General features: G+C 49.6%; 10 protein-coding genes and 1 pseudogene. 7 read left to right on the forward strand and 4 right to left on the reverse strand.

Annotation, left to right across the window (positions count from 1 at the left end; translation table 11 throughout):
- Positions 1–119 precede the first annotated feature (119 nt).
- The 4 genes from NIAKO_RS06615 to NIAKO_RS06630 form a co-directional block, all read right to left on the reverse strand.
- A complete protein-coding gene (locus tag NIAKO_RS06615; protein ID WP_014217631.1) occupies positions 120–2,498 on the reverse strand; it encodes an alpha-L-rhamnosidase-related protein in 2,379 nt (792 codons plus the stop codon).
- Between the two features lie 22 nt (positions 2,499–2,520).
- Entirely contained in the window at positions 2,521–4,455 is a 1,935-nt protein-coding gene (locus NIAKO_RS06620) for a T9SS type A sorting domain-containing protein (protein WP_014217632.1), read from the reverse strand.
- Complete coding sequence (gene lnt / locus NIAKO_RS06625) at positions 4,452–5,996, reverse strand: apolipoprotein N-acyltransferase (protein WP_041346433.1); 1,545 nt, start codon at positions 5,994–5,996, stop codon at positions 4,452–4,454. Before lnt ends, NIAKO_RS06620 begins: the two co-directional genes overlap by 4 nt.
- Positions 5,997–6,096: 100 nt before the next feature.
- Entirely contained in the window at positions 6,097–7,131 is a 1,035-nt protein-coding gene (locus NIAKO_RS06630; protein ID WP_014217634.1) for a prolipoprotein diacylglyceryl transferase, read from the reverse strand.
- Positions 7,132–7,535: 404 nt separating this feature from the next.
- Here NIAKO_RS06630 and NIAKO_RS06640 point away from each other — a divergent pair, with 404 nt between their 5' ends.
- The 7 genes and pseudogenes from NIAKO_RS06640 to NIAKO_RS06665 all read left to right on the forward strand — a co-directional run bounded on the left by NIAKO_RS06640 (position 7,536) and on the right by NIAKO_RS06665 (position 18,820).
- Positions 7,536–9,287 (forward strand): RagB/SusD family nutrient uptake outer membrane protein, encoded by a 1,752-nt coding sequence (locus NIAKO_RS06640; RefSeq protein WP_014217636.1) that lies wholly within the window; start codon positions 7,536–7,538, stop codon positions 9,285–9,287.
- Between the two features lie 13 nt (positions 9,288–9,300).
- Positions 9,301–9,720 (forward strand): DUF5004 domain-containing protein, encoded by a 420-nt coding sequence (locus NIAKO_RS06645; protein ID WP_014217637.1) that lies wholly within the window; start codon positions 9,301–9,303, stop codon positions 9,718–9,720.
- Positions 9,720–10,724, forward strand: coding sequence for a DUF4961 domain-containing protein (locus tag NIAKO_RS06650; protein ID WP_014217638.1), 1,005 nt, complete (start codon positions 9,720–9,722; stop codon positions 10,722–10,724). Before NIAKO_RS06645 ends, NIAKO_RS06650 begins: the two co-directional genes overlap by 1 nt.
- A 98-nt stretch (positions 10,725–10,822) precedes the next feature.
- A pseudogene (locus tag NIAKO_RS39695) lies at positions 10,823–11,038 on the forward strand (carboxypeptidase-like regulatory domain-containing protein); the annotation flags it as partial.
- Between the two features lie 51 nt (positions 11,039–11,089).
- Positions 11,090–13,951, forward strand: coding sequence for a SusC/RagA family TonB-linked outer membrane protein (locus NIAKO_RS06655; protein WP_394365531.1), 2,862 nt, complete (start codon positions 11,090–11,092; stop codon positions 13,949–13,951).
- 5 nt (positions 13,952–13,956) lie between these two features.
- The gene (locus NIAKO_RS06660; protein ID WP_014217640.1) at positions 13,957–15,705 is read left to right on the forward strand and encodes a RagB/SusD family nutrient uptake outer membrane protein; all 1,749 of its coding nucleotides are present in this window, start codon (positions 13,957–13,959) and stop codon (positions 15,703–15,705) included.
- Between the two features lie 34 nt (positions 15,706–15,739).
- Positions 15,740–18,820, forward strand: coding sequence for a SusC/RagA family TonB-linked outer membrane protein (locus tag NIAKO_RS06665; protein ID WP_014217641.1), 3,081 nt, complete (start codon positions 15,740–15,742; stop codon positions 18,818–18,820).
- Positions 18,821–18,834 lie beyond the last annotated feature (14 nt).

An 18,834-nucleotide genomic window follows, 5' to 3' on the forward strand; every position in this document is an offset into this window, starting at 1 on the left:
GCTCCGGCGGTTTCGCCGGAGCTTTTTGCTTTTGTCAGTAGTGAGTAGTGAGTAGTGAGTAAACTCGCGAATATTCGGGTGTCTGAAAAATCGGAAACCCACTCACTACTCACTACTGACTACTCACTCATTTTATTCTCCCCCGCCTTCAACCCAATTACTTTCCCTTTCCACACCAACGTCCCCGTCGTCTTTGCCGGCAAAGCAATCTCCATCATCCATTTTCCATTTTGTAACTGATAATGCACACTGATCTTCCCATTAGGATGCGGGATCTTACCAGCCAGATCAGTCAGTTTACCTGGGTGCGGTTCTATTTTAACTTTACTAAATCCCGGCGCATCGCTATCGATGCCCAGTACCGTTCTAAAGAATTCGATATTCGGGCTGCTGCCCCAGGCATGACAATCGCTGCGGGTATAATCAATATTGCTGTCTTCCGTCCAGGTGGTGAGGCCGGCGGCGATGTTTTTATACCAGATGTCCAGCCAGGTCATATAGCCATCGCCCAGGCCTGCTTTTACCAGTGCCTGGTGCAGATAATATTTGAAGTAGATGGTGCATTGGGTAAGTGTGTTATCAGAAAGCATGTGATTGGCCACGGTGGTCATGTTGGCTTTGCTGAGCATGCCGGTAAGAATGGCCAGTGAGTTGGTATGTTGCGAAAAACTGTTTTGTTCTTTGGTATCGGCATATAAACCATGCGGGGCATTCCAGTATTTGCGTTGAATGGTTTGTTTTAACTGCGCGGCTTTCTGGTTGTACAGGTTTACATAATATGGGATGCCCAGTTTGCTTTCCAAACCGGCCGCCCATTGGTAAGCCCATAACAATTGCAGGTCAAGAATGGCGGAGCTGCCATCTGTGCCCTTGGGTGGTGACCCTACAAACCAGTTCTGGCCATTGGCCCAATCAACAAAGGTCCAGTAGGGGGTATTATTTAACGACCCATCTTTACCCTGGTATTTACTGAAGAAAGCGAGAATATCCCGGGCGCCGGCGAGTTTGCTGCCGATGAAAGCGCTGTCGCCGCGGTATTGCCAGTAATCGTGCAGCATACCAATATACCACAACGAAAAGGTGGAAATGATCTGCGTGCCTTTGGAGGGGTAACGGCTCAGGGTAACGCCGTCTGTCAACCGGGAATGGTCCATGAGTTCGATGGCATTACGGGGCAGCCGGTTATCGGCGCTGTTGTAATACGTGATCATGGCCTGCACGCGGGTATCGCCAATGTATTGCAACTGCTCGTAATAAGGACAGTCTGTATACGTTTCCCAGGCGTTCAGGCGGGCAGTACGCCAGCCTATCTCCAGTATTTTATTGACGCCGGTATCTGTGGTGACAAATTTTGATGGTTGTTGAAAAGGATAACCGGTAAAAGTGCCATACAGGTCATCGATGATTAATGGCTCCTCATGCGTTTGTACCAGCAATTGAATATAACGGAAGGTACGGAAGTTCAGATTGGTGTATACCTGGTCATCGCTGCCGTCAGATACCAGGCTGTCTTTACGACCCGAAAAGATCTTGCCTTCCACTTCATTCCGGTTCCCCTTACGGGCGCCATATTTCGTAAATTCCGCCACCAGCGATTCTGCATATCGCAAAGAAATACCTGCATGTTTACCTTTACTGAATCGCAGCGTTACATATGCATTGGTTAAAAAAGTTTGATCGAGTATCAGGGTGACTGTTGTATTTGCCGGAATGGTGAGGGCTGTTTTTGTGGCAGGGAACCCGGCCGGTAATGTAATGCCGGTAGCTTTTCGGCAAACCGGAATGCGTTGATACGTCATTTCCCGCGGTGGTAATTGCGAAGGCACCAGCATCCAGCCAAATCCGTCTGATAATCCTTTGGGCTGTCCGCTGATCAGGTTATTGGCATTGGGCCACGAACTGTCGTCATAAGACCTGTTCATCCAGTGATTGATAGTTTTATTTCTATCAACCAATTCGCCAACCGTAGCCGCGAAAAATCCGCCAATGGGTTGATAGGCTTTGTCGCGCATACACTTCCAGCTGTTGTTGGTATTAAGCGCTTCTTCTGCTTTGGAATTGCCCTGTACAATAAAAGCGGTGCGAAAGCTAATCTGGGCTTCGGGCCGGTAATCGGCTTCATTCCACACCATAGCGGCGATGGTATTTTTCCCGGCCACCAGTAAGGGCGCCAGGTCAACCGTTTCATAATTCCAGTTGTACAGATCGCCTCTGGCAGGACCCAGCGATACCAGGCTGTCGTTTACATATAACTTATACCGGTTGTCGGCCGAGATATGAATGATAAACGTAGCTGGTTTAGTGACCAGCTCTAATTGCTTTCTGAAATAATATACTCCGTATTCCCGCCCATCATCACCGGGCGCGGCGATCCAGCTGGCATTCCAGGCTGTTGGTGATGGATCATTGATTTGGCGGACTGGCCTGGGACTACCGTGCCCCCTTACACTTAAAGCAAAAAACAGTGTGGTGATGATGAGCGTGAATCGGAATATCATCTGGTGAATTTAATCTTGTTTGTTATTGTATTAAAACCTTTGTTACCTGGTTGTATGCTGAATTTTGTACCGTCAGTAAATACGTGCCCGGGTGTAATCCCTTTGGTAAGTTTACAGGAATGTTAGCCTCAGCGCCGTTCACCGCTACTTTATTACTGTAAACGATCTGGCCAGCTATAGTACGCAACACCAGGGTCGCACAATTACCTTTGAACTCTTTCAGTAATACAGTAAGACAGGAGTGACCCGGGTTGGGATATACCGATAACCGGCCGCCGTGAAATGGCGTCACCGCACTGCGGGCGCCGGATAAGCTAATGCTGGAATCGATGAGACTCAGCGGTACGCGTAAGCCACGCGGGCGATAATAATCGGGGTTGAACCCGTTATTGATACAACTGGGCAAACAGTTGCTGTAACAGTTGATGTCGTAAGTGATCAGCAATTCATTTTTTGAATTGATATACTCGGGATGAATGGCAGGGCCATAAAAGAAAGGCGTATGACCTAATTCATTATCGGGGATCGTATACAACACTTTTCTATCGGTAAACGGACCGGTAATGCTGTTGCTGGTAGCTACATAAATGCGCGTGCCGGCATCGCAGCTTACACTGAACTCGGTACTAAGTGCCACGTATTTATTCCGCACCTTGGCTACATATACGCCATTTGAAGCACCCTGGCTAACAGGTGCAATATGCGAAACGGCAGTATCCCAGGCAGTACCATTCCAGAACGACCAGGGTGCGCGTGGATTGTTCCGGGGAAAGCGTGCTACCACAATGTTACTGGTGATAAAAGCGCTTTGGACGCCCCAGGTATAAATATAATTGTCCGGCTCGTTGGTATCAAAGCCAATGCCGAAGGTGACGTCGTTAAAGCTCGGCAGGTTATCAAAACCTACTACAGAAAGACTGGGCATTACCATCTTACCCAGGAAGTCGTTACCGCCCCGGGTAAACCCAAGCCCGCCGCTGCTGTTCATAATATTGCTGCAATACACATATACGGTGTCGCCGTTCTGGTACCCACCGGTTGGCCATAAAAGATAGTTGTCATCGGTATTGTTCTTGAACAAACTGGGAACACCCGAACTGCTGCCGATCCGCGTACTGGTGGCTGGCCAGCTCCAGTTGCCCAATGGCTGTACCAATCCCGCATTTCTTACCTGGAACAAACAACCTGTAGTCCCGGCCACCGTATCCAGGTGATCGATATAACTATCATTCATTGACCAGAACACGCGGCCATCCGAGAGGGGAACGGAGAAGGTGCCATCACTGGCGATCCAGCCGCTTTTTCTGTCAAAGAAACCGGTCACCAGCGAATCTTTATAGATCCCGGCATTACCGGGAATGCCCGTATTGCTCCGGAGCATCATGTTGGGTAACGGCGTAACATAGTTAAGCGCATCCTGGCTACCCGTACACAATAATCGAAACTGATAAATGCTGTCTTTCGACAATGAAGAAGTAGGTTTTATACACCATTCATATTCCTTTCGGGCGCCAGCATTGATGGTGTCGGTGAACTGATAAGTATTTACCAGCACCTTCCCCCCGGTAAAGGTACCTGCGCCATCGTCGCGGACCTGTAAAGTGGTTGGCTGTTTGTCGGTAACAAAAGCACTGGAGCCAGCCATTACAAAATCATGTCCGGCGTTGGTGGTGTTAATGGTTGTCCAGGCGCCGGCGCTGCCGCGCTGGTACTGCAGGCTAACCGTCCCCATTTCCGTATTGGTAAGACTGTTATACACCTCTATACGAAGGCGTAGGGGCGAACCGGCCACAAAGGGCAGGGTAGCAGGGAAGTCCTGCGGACTCACCCAGGTGGCTTTCGTTTCAGACCCATTGTCTTTGCGCCAGCGCCAATGCGCCTGGCTGAAGTTGGCAAAAAGTTGGCTGCTGGTAGCAAACAGCAGGAGGGCAATGACAAGTAATCGTTTTGATCTCATGTTAATTTGGTTTTCTGGTGTATGATAATGGTGCTGATAAGCACGAGGAGACAAAGGCAGACGGGTAGGGCAGGAAAACGCACGGCAATGGTTTCAATAGTATTGGGACGAATAGTAACCAGGTCAGTTTCATCAATGCGGCCCGATGCATTCACAAGACCGCTCCGGCCATTGTTGCTGTTAATGGCAAGGTCTTTACGGGTTTCCACCGCTCTTACCCGTGCATTATAAAAATGACTGTTTACGAGATAGGTATTCCGGAACCATCCATCGTTGCTCAGGTTCAACAGAAATTGCGCACCCTGCCGCACCGTGGTGGCCGCGGCTGATGGCAATGCCGATTCATTACAGATAAGGATCCCTGCTTTTCCATAGGGCGTATTCAGGGGGAGGTTATTATTGCCAGGTTGTACCGAGTAGCCGTTGGCCGAAAAGAAAGGGAGTAGCCAGCCCTGCAGGGGTTGTTCAATAAACAGCAAGGGTGTTGCTTTATCATAACGGCCTGCCAGCTTTCCACCGGGCAACAAACAATAAGCCGAGTTCCCAACAACGTCCTCCGCAATCGCCGTGTTTATGCCCAGGATATGCGAGATCTGAGCAGGATCGGAGTTATGCAGCAGTTCCTTTACCAGGTCATCATTGGGCGAGTAGGTCCACGGAATGGCCGACTCAGCCCATAAGATTACATTGGGTTGTTGCGCTATGCATTGCTTTTCTTGCTGCAACAACTGTTGCACCAGGGCATTGCCATTTTGCTGATCCCATTGTACCTCGGGCGGAATGTTTGGTTGAAGGATGGCCAGTTTAAAAGTGGCTGCCTGGGTGTTGTTGTCCCCGCGTTCAAACAAAAACAATAACAACCAGCCCCAGCACATAAAACAGATGAATAACGACAAGGGAAGTAACAGTTGTTGATAGCGGCGTTGGGCCAATGCTTTTGCAACCAGACAATTCACTAACACAATTACAAAGCTGCACCCGGTAATGCCGATCACCGATACCGGTTGAATGGCATACAGATTGGCCGAAAGAGAATTACCTATATGAAATAAGAACCAGGGCAAACTACCCGCCATCCATTGCAACACCACTTCTGCAAGTGCCCAAACGGAGGCTATAAAAAATGGATTAGGGATGCGAAATGCGATCCATAAAACACCCGCACAAGCAAAGGAAAAAAGCACAACACACAAAAGGAAAATCGCCATGCCATAACCAATAGACAAACCGGTAAATGAAGGAATGCCTTTAATCATCCACGCAAAAGCACAGCACGAAAAGCTTCCACCTAAAACAAGTCCGTTGAAAAAAATGCCGCGTTGGTGTTGCCGCGTCGGGGTGTATTGCTTGTAGCCTGAAGCTTGCAGCTTGCGGCTTGTCGCTTGCGGCTTACCGCTTACAGCTTGCAGCTTATAGCTGAAGATCGGGAGGAGTACCGGTACGAGCGCTATCCAGCCCATAAGAAATACGGCTTGTTGCACAGCAACAAACAGGCATAAGCCAGCGATAATAGCTCCTCCAGGTGCGGCGTAACGGTTCATAAGCAGGCAATCGGCAGTGATGAGGATCTAAAAGTAAGTGCTAAAACTTGATATTAAGTACTTTTTTATCAGGTTAAAATCGTGCTATGGTAAAATAGTACTAGTTTTGAAAGGCAGGTTTACGTTTGGAAAGCAGGAGCACAATCAGCCCAGTCAGTATCCAGCCCAGCGCAAGAACCTGTGCCTGGCTTAGCTTCCAAAAGCCGATCTGGTAACGGGGATTTATGCGGATGAACTCGATGCAGAATCGTTCAGCACCATTCAGCATGGCAAAATAAGCAAAAAGAATTCCTGGTTTTTTTATGGTGCGGCGTAGTTTCCAAAGCAGTAAAAACAGGCAAAAGCAAATAATAGCCTCATACAATGGAGTAGGATACACGGGTGTTGGCAGCATGGTGCAATGGCTGCCCGTACAACCGGGAATATATATTCCCTGGTGCACACTGTTATGCGGGTACCGGCTGGCCCACAACCATTGCGGCACCCAGCCTGGTTTCGGTTGAACGTTTATGATGCCCCAATCACCATCGCCTGCAATATGGCAGCCCATTCTGCCAACGGCGTAAGCCAGCATTATACCCGGACTGCCAATATCCGCGGCAATAGCGGCGCGGATACCATACCGTTTATTGATATATAAATAAGTAAGCGCGCCGGCGATCAGCCCGCCATAATAATTCAATCCATTGAAGGAAAAGAAAGGGCTGCCACTTGCCAGGGCATCCAGTTCGGCAAACAGGATGGCCCCGGCAAATCCAAATAACCCGCAATACAACAGCAGGTAATCCATCAATTGATACGGGTGCATGGGTTCGGTTCCTGTTCGGGGTGATTGACGCCTGGCTATCAACCATACAACCAGTCCGGCCACCAAACCTGCCACCCAATTACCGCGGGCGGAATAGATAAAGTCCTGCGGCGTACCTATATACAGGTTACGATGCAGCCACCAGTAAACGATCTTGGCCCCGGCCACAAAACCAAGCAAGCCCCAGCAAAGCGGATGTACTAACCGGGCAGGTCCGAAAAATGCATGAATAAGTCCTTCCGCCTCTTTTCGCCGGTATTCAACCCGGAAAATATAGTAGGCGGCCACAAAAGCCAGCAGTAAAAACAATCCAAAGGGCGCAAACATTGTACTATTATAACATTGCTTATTTTGATGGAGGTAGAAAAGTATGAAAAATGGCTTCCTAAAACGGTTTTTCTTTTTACTTTTAGTCAGGCAATCACGAATTGCCTGTTCCAAAAGACCAGAAACAATAAGGCCGAAACGCCTGATTTCTTAACGCTAATTGCTTGTGTATGATAGTAAAACCGCAACTTCACTGCCCCCGGGTACTGGTTCAGGATTGCCCCAGTCACCTGCTGGTTACCCACCGCTCCGCAATTTACCCGTTCAAACATTATTGTTGCTTCCGGATCAAATTAACACCTCCGGCCGACCATTTTTTAACCTGAACACAAACTTTTTTTCGCCATTTACGGCCTAAAAACCTGTACAATTTTACCATAAGCTCCGTAAACATCTGCTAAAAAATGAAAAAACTTGCCATAGCAGTAATAACAATTTCCGTCCTGATGGCCCTGCTGACTGCCTGTAAGAAAACGAGTTTTCTTGACCAGACCGTCACTTCCAGCCTGGATGAGAACAGCACTTTCAGTGACAGCTCAAACGCCATGCAATTCCTGAATAACATTTATGTAGATATAGGATTTGCCACCGACCCGCGCCGGTTTTCCAATACCGGTGGAACGTATGGAGCTGGTTTGGAAGCTGCGAGTGATGAAGCCGAAGGGCCCAATTCTGCCAGCACCAATGGCTTTATACAATTTGCCACCGGCTCGGTAAACCCAACCGTTGTACCCGATGATGCCTGGAGGAAATGTTACGCCGACATTCGTGCGGTTAACCAGTTCCTGAAACACATTCCCATTATCCCATTCAACAGCGCCCTGAAAAAACAGGTGGCTGCTGAGGCCCGTTTTCTCCGTGCCTGGTACTATACCATGCTGATGCAACACTATGGTGGGGTACCGCTGATCGGTGATACCATTTATGCAACGGCCGATCACATCGATGTAAAACGCAATACCTATCGCGAATGCGTAAACTATGTACTGGCGGAGCTGGATGCCGCTGCGGCGGATTTACCAACCACCTGGACGGGTGCCCAGTATGGCCGGGCCTGCAAAGGCGCCTGCCTGGCGGTAAAAGCCCGGGTATTGCTGTTTGCCGCGAGCCCCCTATTTAATAATGGCGGAATGGCGGCCGGCAATGCAGACCTCGCCAGTATTGTTGCCTATCCCGATGCCGATCCCAAACGCTGGCAACTGGCTGCCGATGCGGCCAGAGCCGTGATAGCGCTCAATGCTTACCAACTGTTTGTTGACTCTACCTCAAAACCCGGTGAGCTGGGTTTTGGGTTTACGGAGTTGTTCACCAAACGGTATAATACCGAATACATTCTGCCCCGCATGATGGGCGATAACAAATACCTGGAGTCGTTGTGGGATGTGCCTTCACGTGGCGGTTCGGGCGGTTCTTTCCCTTACCAGGAAATTGTGGATGCCTTCCCCATGAGCAATGGGCTGGAGATCACTGATCCTGCTTCGGGTTACGATCCCAGCCATCCTTATGCAAACCGCGATCCGCGCCTTGGCTATACGATCATGCACGATTCCACCATGCGCGTAACCTTTGGCACCAACCAGCCCTCGCCCTTGCTGTTATACATGAACACGTCCGTTACCCCCGCAGTGGCCGCCAGCGGCGATGCGGTATATAAAGGCACACCAACAGGATTATATATCTATAAAATGGTTGACCCGAATGTGATCAACAATAGTGTAGGCAACACCTCCCGCGTGTTACCATTAATAAGGTATGCAGAAGTGGTGTTGAATTTTGCAGAGGCTACCAATGAAGCGGTAGGTCCAACAACAGAAGTGTATCAATCTTTGGAAGCCATCCGGCAGCGGGCCGGGTTGCGGCCCTGGCAATTACCTGCGGGCTTAAACCAGGTGCAGATGCGTACGGTTATTCAGAAAGAAAGAAGACTGGAACTGGCCTTTGAAGGATTTCGCTTCTGGGATGTACGCCGCTGGCTGATCGCCGATCAAACCGATAACCAAACCATGCATGGCATGGAGGTTGACCGCGGTCCCGGCGTTGTGTACAAACCATTCGTTGTGCGCAAACACACCTTCAGCAAAGCCATGTACCTCTGGCCGCTGCCTTTGCCGGAAATAGCCAAATCACCCGAACTGTTACAGAATCCTTCATACTAATTGCGATTGACATATGAAAAAGCTTTTAACACCCATGCTATGCTTACTTGGCTTTTTTGCCTGTAAGCCGGAACTGTTGGTAGCGCCATCAGAACCTGTAAAGAACCTCACCGGCAGCTGGCAGATCATAAAAGCCACGCGCAATGGTACCGACCTTACCACCCGGTTCAACTTCTCCCAATTCAGAATTCACTTTACCGACAGCAGCTACACCATCGATAGCCTGGTGCCGTTTATCGTGAACCACAATGGGAAATGGTCATTCGACGATCCTATCTATCCATTTAAACTCAGCTTTCAGGCAACTGACAGCAGCGCCAGAACTTCGCCGCTGCAGTATCCTGTTACCGACGGGCAGCGCAATCTCATCATCACCTTCAGCCCCGGTTGCAGCCTGAACACTTATCAATACACCCTTCAAAAAGCGAACTAATGCAAGATCAGTCAATACAACAAAAAACATCGGGTAAACGCAGGTTTTCAGCCGGTGTGGTATGGAAGCTCCTCGGCGCGCTGTTGCTGCTGATCATTGCAGCCTGTTCCATCACCATCGACAATGTGGTTATCCCCGCCAGTATCAACGGCGGCGGTACATTGCCCATTACTTTGAATGTAACCATCACCACCAACCAGGTACAAACCTCCAATTTTATGGTAGCGGTGCTGGTACCCAAAGTTTGGAAGACCGCACAAAATGCCACCATCACCTTTACCAGCGACATCACTTCCGGTGATCAGCCCATGTCGGTGATCCCGGCAGGAACGCCTGCACCGCAAGGTGGTGGAATGGACTGGCCCACCTTATTGGCCACTAAAATCGGGAATGGCGGTAACCTGTTGCCCGATTATGAGTGGGTGGCGTTTTATTCCAACGCCAGTTATTCGGTAGATGCCAATGCTACGATACACGCCACTGTGAGTATAAAGATCAAAACAAGCCCCGATAACCTGATGTTCAAACTAGGTTACTGCGTGGCCAACAGTACAGATGGCCTCAGCAGTTCTGATCGCTATGCATCGGCTACTTCCGGTTGTTTCCAGGTGAATGGCACCGGCGATCTGATCGATTTCTGTAATCCGCAGATCTCTACCGTTGATCCGCGTACCTCGCTCGACAATGACATCATCACGCTCACTTTTGATGGCGGCGTGCAATCAACAGACCTCGACAATGCATCACAGGTATACCTGTGCATAGCGGGAATCACCGATACGGGCGACAGTCTGGGCGTTTGCAACCAAACCGATGCCACGAAGATGATCTCACTGGGTTTGAACAAATGGCAGAAAGACATCTGGCCAAGGAAACTCTTCAATCTTACCGATAAACAACACCTCACCGGGCTCCGGTATTGGTTTACCGATGCTACGGGCAGCAAGAAGGTGGGGTATGCCGGTGGATCGTCGCCCTTCCTGTATACGTTCAAATGCCAATAACAACTAACTGTACAATTCAACTGCTTTTTATGGTTCATACCAGTTTATATAAAAACATAGTAAAAACAGGCAGCGTGTTGTTCCTGGCGCTGTTAGTAATGGCTTTGCCGCAGACCAGTCTGGCGCAAACCACTCTGAAAGGAACGGTGTTGGACGACCACGGTTATCCCATCCAGGGAGCCATGGTACACCTGAAAGGAGAAAAATTCGCCGAGGTCACCAATAAGGACGGTGCATTTGAATTGGTAGCCACACCGGGTGCTGTATTGGTGTTTGAATATCCCGGTTATAATACAACAGAATTAAAAGCGGGCAACAGGCAGTCGGTGTTCGTGCGGTTATCGGCCCGCCACCTGCAGCAAACAATGGCCCCACACAGCAATACCACTCCAGCGGGCGATACCATTTATATTCCTAATAAATCGGTACCCGATCTGCAGGTGTTGTATGGCTCAACCAATGCGGCTACCTTCTTGGGTTCCATTGCTACAGTAGGCGCGAACCAATTGGCCACCACACCTGCGTCTTCCTATACATATGCCTTGCCCGGTCGGTTGGCCGGTTTGAATGTGATCCAAACCAGCGGTTTTTATTCGCCGCTAACGGGCAGCCTTACCAGCCGCGACATCTTTGTGGGAAATATTCCCAACAATACCAGCGGGGCCGGACCATCTGATAATACCGAGTTCAATATTCAGCTCAGGGGGCACAATGCCAGTGCCGGACAATCACCTATTGTGGTGATCGACGGCGTGCAACGCGAGTTGTATTCGCTGGACCCTGAAAGCATAGGTTCGGTAAGTGTGTTAAAAGATGCGCTGTCGACCATTTTACTGGGCCAGAACAGCGCCCGCGGCGCCCTGATAGTTACCACCAAACAACCGGTGGCCGGTGCACCCCGGGTTTCGTTTACTGCAGAAACAGGACAGCAAACGCCCATGCATTTGCCCAAGCCATTGCCTGCATACCAATATGCGTACCTGTTAAACGAGGCGCTGTTGAATGATGGTAAAACGCCTGCCTACAGTGCGGCCGATTTTGCCGCGTATCGCGATCAAAGCGATCCCGTTGGCCATCCCGATGTGAATTGGTACAATACCATTTTGCGCGATCACAGCAGCATTAACCGGTACAACCTGAACGTTACCGGCGGCGGCAATACCGCCCGTTACGTAGTGGGGTTGAACTATATGAACCAGAACGGGATGTTTGTTTCGGACGATGCCAACTCCTATAATACCAATGCGCAGTTGAAACGGTATATGATCAACTCCCGCATCGATGTGGATATCAACAAGAACTTCAACGCGCAGTTACAGGTGTTCGGGCGTTTGCAGGATGGTACCCAGCCCGGCGCAACCACCGCTGCTATTTTACAGGGTTTGTTAACCACACCCAACAATGCGTATGCTGTTTACAATCCAAATAAATCATTTGGCGGTTCGCCCAATTACACACAGAACTTACTGGCGCAAACCATTGCTTCGGGATATATGGCCGATCACCTGCACGACGTGATGGTTAACCTCGATCTGAATTATAAACTCGATGACTGGGTAAAAGGCTGGTGGGTAAAAGCAAAAGGCAATGTGAGTGTGCAGGAAGCCAGCAACCAGGACCGCAGCAAACAGGCGCCGGTATTTTCACGATCCATTTCCAACAGCGGCGATACCGCTTATCATCGCTATGGCAGTACGGTAAACCAGGTAAACAATTTCACCAATACCACCTGGGCCCGCTATCGCTTTGTGCAGTTGTCAACCGGGTATAACCGCCAATTTGGCGATCATGCGGTGGGCGCGCAGTTGTTGTTCGACCAAAAGAATGTATTGCTGAACTATGATATTCCTTCGGAGCTCACCAACTTTGCCGGGAAGGCCAGTTACAATTATGCCGAAAAATACTTTATAGAAGGTGCGCTCAACTACAGTGGTTACAACCGCTATGCACCCGGTCACCAGTACGGACTTTTTTATGCCGGTGGGTTAGGGTGGAATATGGCGAAAGAGAACTGGATGCAATCAGCATCGGGCTGGTTGAATCAACTGAAGTGGCGGGTTACGTATGGCCGCACGGGTAATGCCAACGTAGATAACTATGGTTATTATATCTGGCGCCAGCATTATCAACAGGTAGCAGGTACTTATCCTATAGGCAGTAATTATCCCAATGGGGCAGGTTTGGGCGAACAGGGTGTACCCGGCAGCCAGGTGTTGGCCAACATCAATGCCACCTGGGAAAAGGCCGATAAACTGGATGCAGGCGTTGATATGGCTTTCTTTAATAACCGCCTGTTGTTAACGGCCGACTATTACCACGAACGCTATTTTGACGTCATGCAAACGCGCGGCCGCAGCATTGCCTTGCTCGGTTCTTCTTATCCCGTAGAAAATATCGGGATAGATCTGTATACGGGTGGTGAGTTATCACTCACGTACCAGGACCGCATCGGCAGCCTCAATTACTTTGTAACCGGCAATGCCTCCATGCAGCAATCGAAAGTGATCTTTATGGATGAACAATACCAGGCTTATCCCTGGAATGTGCATACCGGTCGTCCTGTAGGACAACGGTATGGACTGATTGCAGATGGATTATTTCAAACAGGCGCCGAAGCAGCCGCTGCAGCTACTATTGCAGGTTATGCGCCTCATGCCGGTGATATCCGTTACAAAGACCTCAATAACGATCATGTGATCGACCAGTTTGATGTAGCGCCCATAGGGAAGGAGCGGCCCATCATTTATTATGGCCTTACAGCTGGCATCAGCTACAAAGGTATAGAAGCCAGTATCCTGCTGCAGGGTGTAACCAACCGCGAAAATTATGTGGGCAGTAATGCCATCGATGCCGGTTTCCAGGGACAGAACAATGGGTATTCGCAGACCTATGAACAGGCTCTGGGCCGCTGGATCCCTGAAACAGCCGCAACAGCCATCTATCCCCGCCTTACCGCAGGTGGCAATGGCTATAACTATTCCCCGCTTTTTCAATCCAGTTCCTTCTTTCTGCGTAATGGAAACTATATCCGCATAAAGAATGTAGATGTGGGTTACAATCTTCCTTACGCCTGGATGCGAAAATTAAAACTGCGCGGCATAAAGATCTTTGCCAATGCGCAGAACCTGTTTACGCATTCTGCTTACAAGGGGGTAGATCCCGAAGTGCCGTTCCCCGCGTATCCCATGCAAAAAGTTATCAATACCGGCATCACTGTAAAACTGTAAACACCATGAAGCAACTTCTTTATATACTCATTGTATTGTGTTTGGTTGGCAGCCCGTTCAGTGCTTGTCGCAAGGCGTATGAGACCGTGCCGCTGGGGCAGCAGATAACTGCTGATCTGGCGTTTGATCCCCGCGATTCGCTGGGCAAACAGGCCATGACGTACCTGCTCACTACCTATCAACAAACCTTTTATAGCGGCCATAACCGCATTGGCGGCAATTACCTGGATGCGGCATCCGATGATGCCGTGGCTTCGGCTTCCGGCATTCCTGCGGTGCAGGCCATGGCCACCGGTGCTTATTCAGCCACATTGACCAATGGCGACGATATCTGGTCGCGCAGCTATGCGGCCATTCGCAATGCCACCGTGTTTATCGTAAACATAAACCAGGTGCCCATGATCGAAAAGCTGCCCAACGGTCAACCGGCCCGCGCAGCCTATCGCAGCGAAGCCCGCTTTTTAAGGGCCTGGACCTATTTTCAATTGATAAAACGCTATGGCGGTGTTCCGTTGATGGGTGACTCCATTCGCCAGATAACTGATAACATCCAGCTGCCCCGTGCCAGCTTTAGCGACTGTGTAAATTATATCGTGAGTGAATGCGATAACATCAAAGACAGTCTGCGTACAGCCGCCATGGTTACCCCTAATACCTATGGCCGTATTACGCAGGGCGCCGCGCTGGCGTTGAAAGCGGAAGTGTTGTTGTATGCGGCAAGTCCGTTGTTTAACGGTGGCAATATTGAATCGGGCAATCCGCTTACCGGTTATACCAGTTATGATGCCAACCGTTGGAAACTGGCTGCCGATGCTGCCAAAGTCATCATCGATGGCGGGGCTTACAAACTAATGCCCAATTTCAACGATGTATTTATTACCCAGGCTGCCCCGGTGGGTCCCAATACAGAAATTATCTGCTGGATGCAGGTGGGTTCGCCCGACAACCGGGTAGAACAATCCAATGCCCCGGTTGGCTATACCTCTGCCGGGGGCAACGGCGCTACCAGTCCCACCCAAAACCTGGTAGATGCTTTTGGTTCCGATTCAGGGTACGTCATCACCGATCCTGCTGCCCACTTTAATGCAAATGATCCTTATGCGCACCGCGACCCACGATTCAACCTCACCATCTTTCACAATGGTTCCTTATGGTTGAACCGGCAGGTGCAGACCTATAATAACGGCCTCGATAAACCAGGCGGTACCGTGCAGCAAACAAAAACTTCGTACTACCTGCGCAAGTTCATGGGTGCATTTGAAAGCGTGAGCAATAACCCTCCTTCTTACTCCGGTACTTACCACGACTGGGTGTATTACCGCTATGCCGGCGTGTTGTTGAATTATGCCGAAGCATTGAATGAGTTTTCCGGTCCATCAACGGACGTATATAATGTAATATATGCGCTTCGTAAAAGAGCAGGCATTTTAACCGATGCCGGCAATACGTATGGCGTACCGCAGGGCATGAACCAGCAAACGATGCGTAATTTCCTGCGCAACGAACGGCGGATGGAAATGGCGTTTGAAGAACAGCGGTACTGGGACCTCCGGCGCTGGAAAATTGCTGCACAGGTATATAACGAGGCGCCATTGCGCGGCATAGATCTGCAGCTGAGCAGCAGCGGGCAGCTTTTTTACAACCCCATCCAGGTGTTGAAAACGGTGTTCCGCGATCCGCAAATGTACCTGTATCCCATTCCATACAGCGAAGTGATCAAGAATACCCAAATGCAGCAAAATCCCATGTGGTAAGCAAAAACCAATACTAACAAACTAACTTTTTTATATGAACAAGCTCATCGTTTTTTTTACAGCAGCTGTTCTCCTGCTCCCCGGTCTTTCTTTTGCCCAGGACAGAGTGGTTACGGGCGTGGTAAAAGATGCCAACGGACCCTTGGGCGGAGCAACTATTACCGAAAAGAAAGAACCGCAAAACGTGGTGGCGGCAGACAACCGTGGCCACTTCCGCATCAAATTACGCGGCACTTCCGGCGTGTTGATTATTTCTTACCTCAATTACCAGCAACAGGAAGTGAGTGTTAAAAAAGACAACGAAGTGGAAGTGGTAATGCAGCAGGCGGTGCAGGGTATGGAAGATGTGGTAGTAGTAGGTTTTGGTAAAAAGAAACGTATTACCAATACCGGCGCCGTAAGTTCCATCAATGCCGCTGAAATTCGCGACGTACCCACTTCCAGTGTGCAGAATGCACTCGCCGGTAAACTGCCTGGCTTTTTTACCCAACAGCGCTCAGGCCAGCCGGGTAAAGATGCCTCCGATTATTTTATCCGCGGGGTAAGCTCCTTAAATCCTGATGGTAACCAGCCGTTGATTGTGGTGGATGATATTCAATACACCTATCAGCAACTGGCACAAATAAACGTAAATGAAATCGAAAGCATTTCTATTTTGAAAGATGCCAGCACCACTGCCATCTATGGGATCAAAGGCGCCAATGGCGTGTTGGTGGTTACTACCCGCAGAGGCGCTTCGGGCAGACCCAAATTCAACGTGCGGTTGGAAGGCGGCGCCCAGGCGCCGGTAAGAACACCGAAGTTCCTCGATGCATATCATACCGCACAACTGGTGAACGAAGCAAATACCAACGATGGCCTGAAACCTGTTTTCGATCAGGCCGATCTCGATGCCTTTCAAAGAGGCAACGATCCGTACGGGCATCCCAATGTGAACTGGTACAAGGCCATCAACAAGCCTTATTCCATGCAGGCAAACAGCAACCTGGATATTTCGGGCGGCAACAATACCATCAAATATTTTATTTCCGGCGGCGCCTTTTCGCAAAACGGCAGCATCCGGAATTTCTCCTCCAATTCAGATGGGGTGAACAGCAACTATTTCTACAAACGCTATAATGTGCGTTCCAACCTGGATATACAGGCTACCAAAAACCTCAGCGTGCGGCTGGATGCTACCGTGCGCTTTGGCGACATCAACCAGCCTTATGCCATGAACGTGATCGGTAATATTTACGACTTCTCAAAAATACATCCTTACTCAGCGCCTTTCATCAATCCCAATGGCAGCTGGGCCTATGCCTATGATACGCAAAACCAGTTGCCTACCATTAATGCGCAACTGGCCTCGCAGGGGTATAGCCGCGATCGCCGTACCGATTATAACGTGTTGCTGGGTTTTACCGAAAAGCTCGATGATATTACCCGTGGCCTCTCGCTCATTGGCCGTGTAGCCTATGCCAGTGTGGAACAAAACAACCTTACCTTATTCAGAGGTTTTCCGCCAAGCTATCATTACGATCCACGCGATGCAAGCTATCACCTGAATACCGGCGTAAGCACCGGCGGGTATACCTATGCTACCTACAGAACGCTGGGCAATACCGATCTCGACAACCAACGCACCAACGTACAGATCTACCTGAACTACGACCGCGTGTTTAACAACGATCACCATTTTTCGGGCTTGTTGTTATGGAACCAGGAAAGTTACCGGGTGGATGTAGATAACACCGGCTTTATACCGGTGGTAGGACAGGTGCCACATAAATACCGCGGTTATTCGTTGAAGGTAGGCTACGATTACAAACAAAAATACCTGATCGATTTTAACGGGGCCTATAATGGCTCAGACCGTTTTCAGGCCAGCAAACGCAACGGTTTCTTCCCGGCAGTGGGTGTGGGTTGGAACATTGCCAAGGAAGCATTTTTCGACGGCGTGTTGCCTGCGGTAAGCCTGTTCAAGTTACGCGCCACCTATGGTTTGGTGGGCTCAGATGTAGCGCCGGGCAATCAGTATCTCTATAACCAGATATATAACACCGGCGGGGGTTATAGTTTTGGACAAACCAACCAGGGCGCCGGTACTATTTACGAAGGTGCATTGGGTAACAACAATGTTACCTGGGAAAAGGCAAGGAAGTTTGATGCCGGTTTTGATATGAACCTGTTCAATGATAAAGTAAGTCTGTCGGCAGATTACTTCCACGAGTATCGCTACGACCAGTTGGTAACACCCGGCAACACGCCGCTGATTTTGGGTATCGGCGTTTCACCTACCAACGTTGGTATTACCGTGAACAGAGGTTGGGAAGAAACTTTTAACTACCACGACAAAATAGGTAATGTGCAATACAGCGTAGGACTGGTATGGTCCTATGCAAAAAACAAGATCCTGTATATGGCCGAAGCGTCACCGCGCTTTCCCTGGCTGGCAAAAACCGGTCATTCCATTAATCAGCCGCAAGGGTATTTGTACAATGGTTTTTATAGCGCAGACGATGTTACCGATCCCAAGGTGGCCAAACCGGTTGGCACCGTTCAACCCGGTGATCTGAAATACAAAGACCTGAACGGTGATGGCGTTATTGACCAGAATGATATCACCAACATTGGCAAACCCAACCTGCCCAATACCACCATTGGTATGCCCATTAAGATCGGGTACAAGGGATTTGATGCCAGTGTGCTTTTCCAGGGCGCGTTTGGTTATAGCCTGGGCCTCACCGGTACAGCCATCGAACCCTTCAAAGGACAGTTTCAACCCATTCATGAAAAACGCTGGACCCAGGCCACTGCAGCTACCGCCGAATTTCCAAGGTTGACTACCAACCCCACTACCATCAATAGCCCGGGCGCCTATAACTCAGATTTCTGGGTTATCAATGCACATTACATCCGGTTAAAAACAGTGGAGCTCAGTTATATTTTACCGCATCGCTGGCTGCCATTAAAGATCAACAACAGCCGCCTGTACCTGAGTGCGTACAACCTGGTTACCTGGAGTAACGTAAGCAAAAAATACCAGGCCGACCCTGAGGTGGCCAGCAATACAGCGGGTGATGCCTACCTGGCGCAACGCGTGGTGAATCTTGGTTTGCAGATTGGATTTTAGAACAGACTATGTGA

Source organism: Niastella koreensis GR20-10 (assembly GCF_000246855.1).
Taxonomy (GTDB): domain Bacteria; phylum Bacteroidota; class Bacteroidia; order Chitinophagales; family Chitinophagaceae; genus Niastella; species Niastella koreensis.